5 protein-coding genes are annotated in these 4,566 nt (G+C 45.5%); 4 read left to right on the top strand and 1 reads right to left on the bottom strand.

Translation table 11 applies throughout. From position 1 onward, the window contains the following. The 4 genes from AB1466_06765 to hflX form a co-directional block, all read left to right on the top strand. Positions 1-338, top strand: a 338-nt coding sequence (locus AB1466_06765; GenBank protein ID MEW6189785.1) for a tRNA (adenosine(37)-N6)-dimethylallyltransferase MiaA, incomplete at its 5' end; no start/stop codon positions are given. 24 nt (positions 339-362) lie between these two features. Beyond that, positions 363-1,220 carry a diaminopimelate epimerase gene (dapF, locus tag AB1466_06760; protein MEW6189784.1) on the top strand — a complete coding sequence of 286 codons (858 nt, stop codon included), beginning with the start codon at positions 363-365 and terminating at the stop codon, positions 1,218-1,220. Positions 1,221-1,261: 41 nt separating this feature from the next. After that, entirely contained in the window at positions 1,262-2,422 is a 1,161-nt protein-coding gene (locus AB1466_06755) for an LL-diaminopimelate aminotransferase (protein MEW6189783.1), read from the top strand. 14 nt (positions 2,423-2,436) lie between these two features. Further along, positions 2,437-3,705 carry a GTPase HflX gene (gene hflX / locus AB1466_06750; protein MEW6189782.1) on the top strand — a complete coding sequence of 423 codons (1,269 nt, stop codon included), beginning with the start codon at positions 2,437-2,439 and terminating at the stop codon, positions 3,703-3,705. 44 nt (positions 3,706-3,749) lie between these two features. Here hflX and lexA read toward each other — a convergent pair whose 3' ends face one another. Further along, positions 3,750-4,367 carry a transcriptional repressor LexA gene (gene lexA / locus AB1466_06745; protein ID MEW6189781.1) on the bottom strand — a complete coding sequence of 206 codons (618 nt, stop codon included), beginning with the start codon at positions 4,365-4,367 and terminating at the stop codon, positions 3,750-3,752. Positions 4,368-4,566 lie beyond the last annotated feature (199 nt).

The following is a 4,566-nucleotide window of genomic DNA, read 5'->3' as shown; positions in this document are numbered from 1 at the left end:
AGCTTCACGCGAACATAGATAGGCGCGTTGACGAAATGATGGAAAAGGGTTTATTGAAGGAATTAAAGGATCTTGTTTCAAAGGGGTATAAGGAACCATTAACCTCTAGTCAAGCTTTAGGATACAAGGAATTACTCGATTATTTGGAGGGCAAAAGTTCTCTGCAGGGGACCGTCGAAAGAATAAAACAGAGAACCCGGCAATTTGCAAAAAGGCAACTCACCTGGTTTCGACGGGATCCCAGGGTAAAGTGGATGGATGTATCCGGTAAATCAGCCGAGGAGATCGCTTCAGAGATCCTTGATCTCCTCCGGGAAGAAAAATTCATTTATATTTGATTTTCGAATTCCGATTTTCGGAATTTGGAAGGGGGTTTCATCCTGACCGAAATAAGATTTGCCAAGTATCATAGTCTGGGAAATGATTTTATCATAATGGAGGATTTGAAAAGTAAACTCGATCTCTCACCTCGAGTAATTTGCAAAATCTGTGACAGACACTTTGGCATTGGAGCAGATGGTTTGATCCTCGTTCGACCCGCCGAGGGTGGAGATTTTTTTATGCTCTTTTTTAACTCGGATGGCTCCCAAGCAGAAATGTGTGGAAATGGCATCCGATGCCTCGCTAAATATCTTTATGACCAGGGTCTTGCCCTTAAAACGGCGATGACCATTGAAACCTTAAGCGGAGCCAGGGAAGTGCTCCTGCTTCTCAAAGGCAAGAGGGTTGAGGGGGCAAAAGTTGACATGGGTCTCCCCATATTTAAACCAGAGCTGATTCCAATACTCACTGGGGGCAAGGAGGTCATTGATCAACCAATACAGGTGGGAAAGGAAATCATCAAGGCGACTTGCCTCTCCATGGGAAATCCCCACTGTGTGATTTTCGTCGAGGATATAAGGAGGGCCCCCGTAAAAAGACTTGGTTCCGTAATAAAGAATCTGCCGATATTTCCCAATAAAGTTAATGTTGAGTTCGCTCAGATTGTAAATTCTCGCCAAATCCACCTAAGGGTATGGGAACGAGGAGTGGGGGAGACCCTAGCCTGCGGAACTGGTGCCTGTGCCGCGGTGGTAGCCGCCATAAAGAATGAACTCACCGAAAGAAAGGTAACGGTTAAACTCCCAGGGGGTAAGCTTGACATAGAGTGGGCCAAAGATAATCATGTATACTTAGCAGGTCCGGTGGAAAAAGTATTTACCGGTATCGTTGAGATATAAGGCTCGTAGGTGTAGAACTTACAAAGGAGGAGGTTACCATCTTGAGATTGGCCAAACGAATTGAAAATTTGCCTCCGTACCTATTTGCACAGATCGATAGGAAAATTGAAGAGAAAAAAGCTCAAGGAATAGACGTCATTAGCTTGGGAATTGGAGATCCCATAGAACCTACTCCCACCCATATAATTAACAAGCTGTGTAAAGAGGCACATAATCCCGCGAATCATCGCTATCCCTCATACTACGGTATGCTCGATTTTAGAAGGGCCATAGCCGATTGGTACGAGAAGAGATTTAAGGTACATCTCGACCCGGAGAAGGAAATTCTTCCTTTGATCGGCTCAAAGGAGGGAATTGCCCATATCTTCTTGGCCTTGGTTGATCCCGGAGACATTTCCTTGATTCCAGACCCCAGTTATCCTGTTTATAATGCAGGCACCATTCTTGCCGGGGGAGTGCCCCATTTCATGCCCCTTCTGGCTGAGAATGATTTCATTCCGGATATTTCCGCCATAAATAAAAATGTTGCGAATAGAGCGCGGATCATGTTCTTGAATTATCCAAATAATCCCACATCCGCCGTTGTTAAAGAGGGCTTCTTCGAAAAAGTGGTGGATTTCGCCAAAACTTATGGTGTAGTGGTATGCCACGATAATCCTTACTCGGAGATAACTTTCGATGGATACATCGCCCCCAGCTTTCTACAAACCCCCGGAGCAATCGATGTCGGCCTGGAATTTCACTCTCTATCAAAAACCTACAACATGACCGGATGGCGAATTGGATGGGCTGCGGGAAATGCCCAAATGATAGAGGCTTTAGGAAGGGTTAAAACCAATGTGGATTCGGGTATCTTTAACGCCATTCAATATGCCGGAATTGAAGCACTTCAAGGACCTCAGAGTTGCATCAGGGAAATGTGCCAGATCTATGCCCGACGCCGAGATATGGTCATCGATACCTTAAATAGGATCGGGATTAGGATGCCGAAACCTAAAGCTACCATCTACGTTTGGGTCCCCGTGCCAGATGGGCAAACCTCAGCAGAGTTTGCTACAATTATTTTAGAGAAAGCCGGAGTTGTAGTTGCACCTGGCAGCGCTTATGGTCCATCCGGTGAAGGTTATATTCGAATTTCGCTAACGGTAAAGGATGATCACCTCAAAGAGGCGCTGGAAAGGATGGAGAAAGCCTTAAAATAAGGAGGAAATAAAAAATCGAAGAGATCATAGACAGGAGAAAAGAGCGGGCCATACTCGTTGCAGTGAAGTTACCCTCCATTAGCTCTTGGGATTTAGAAGAATCCTTAAATGAGTTAGAACAACTGGTCATCACGGCTGGAGGAGAGGTGGTCGCTCGAGTCATTCAGGAGAGGGAAACCCCTCACATTCGAGCATTCATTGGTCCAGGCAAGGTTGAAGAAATACGAGATTTAGCATGCAAACTCGAAGCAGATCTCATCGTCTTCGATCAAGATTTAACCTCATCCCAGCAACACAACCTCGAGAATATAATAAAACGGAAGATCATCGACAGAACTGCAATCATTTTGGATATCTTCGCCCAGCGGGCTCATTCAAGTGAAGGTAAACTACAAGTTGAGCTAGCTCAACTGGTTTACCTCCTCCCAAGAATTAAAGGAAGGGGCATCGAGCTTTCGAGACTTGGTGGTGGAATAGGTACCAGGGGACCCGGAGAAACCAAACTCGAAGTAGACCGTCGTCGCATCAGACATCGAATTCAGCATTTAAATAAGGAGCTCAAGCACCTCAGGCAAAACCGTGCCATACAGCGGAAGAAGCGCAAGAAGGCATCGATTTTCAGCATCTCAATAGTGGGCTATACAAACGCTGGAAAATCGACTCTGCTCAATACCCTAACACATGCTGGCGTATTCGTAGAGGATAAATTGTTCGCCACACTGGATTCGACGACCCGCCGCCTCATCCTACCGAATAATCAACTCGCCGTGATCTCCGACACCGTGGGTTTCATCAAAAAGTTGCCGCATCAATTGATAGCGGCTTTCCGCTCAACTTTGGATGAGGTTCGAGAGGCAAATCTACTCGTGCACATCATCGATGCCAGTCACCCTCAAATGGAGGAGCAGATAGAAGCAGTGGAGCGGGTTCTAGAGGAAATTAAAGCTGCTGAAAAGCCTAGAATTAATCTATTCAATAAAATGGATAAACTCAGCCAAATAGAGAGAGAAAGGTTAAAGAGGAGATTTCCCCAGGGTGTCTTCATCTCAGCATTAACGGGTGAAGGGATTGATAGATTATTGGGAGAGATCGAAAAGAGAGTCTCTGAAGCCGTGGTTAGAGTTCGACTTCATATACCCTTTGGTAGGGGAGAATTAATCCAGAAAATATATGAACACGGCAAGGTTATATCCGAAAGACATACCTCGAGGGGAACTTCAATCATTGCCGAGTTACCTCAAGGGAGCTTAAGAGAAATAGAAAAACTCGTCGAGATCGGATAAATCCCCAAGCTATCGATTCAGCCTTTGATCTCGCCACAAATCGATTACAACTTGCGGAGGAGGGCAACGGCTTTGCCCAAGATCACCACATCTTGAGTGATGATCGGTTCCATGGTCCTATTTTCGGGCTGAAGGCGGATGTAGCCCCTTTCTTTGAAGAATCTCTTGACCGTGGCCTCTTCCTCAATTAAAGCTACCACTATATCGCCATTTTGAGCGGTGGGTTGTTGTCTCACCACCAGGTAATCGCCATCGAAAATCCCAATTTCAATCATGCTATCGCCCTTGACCTTTAGAATGAAGGTATTTTCGTCCACTAGCTCAGTGGGGAGAGGGAATATATCTTCGATGTTTTCCTGAGCCAAAATGGGCATACCAGCAGCGATTCTTCCCACAACGGGGACGCTTCGAACCTTACTCAGTGGTACTCCTATCTCCGTTTCTCGAAAACCAAACACCTCTAACGCTCTAGGTTTACTGGGATCGCGTCGGATATAACCCTTCTCCTCAAGAGCAGCCAAATGACTATGAACCGTAGAGCTCGATGAGAGCCCAACCGCTTTGCCGATCTCTCGTACAGATGGAGGATAGCCTTTCCTGTGAATCTCGCTAAGGATAAAGTCCAAAATTTGCTGCTGCCTCTTGGTTAACACTTGCTTCATCCAAAAGTTCCTCCTTTCGCTGGGGATTTCCCATTCATTGCTGCGTGTAGCCATAGTATAGCACAGGGAAAAAATAAATTCAAACACTCGTTCGCTCTGTCACATAATCCCTGCAAAAAGCGATTTCAATGTGTTGACATTGGTGGGAGCATATAATATATTTTAATAACGAACAAGTGTTCGAAAAAATTTTTTTCAA

Source organism: Actinomycetota bacterium, from assembly GCA_040755895.1.
Lineage (GTDB): Bacteria > Actinomycetota > Aquicultoria > Subteraquimicrobiales > Subteraquimicrobiaceae > Subteraquimicrobium.
Note: the sequence above shows the minus strand (reverse complement) of the source record. Positions and strands in the feature narration are given on the sequence as shown.

Bases quoted from the DNA above. Each gene is read 5' to 3' on its own strand.
- lexA (MEW6189781.1), bottom strand. From the start codon at position 4,367: ATGAAGCAAGTGTTAACCAAGAGGCAGCAGCAAATTTTGGACTTTATC.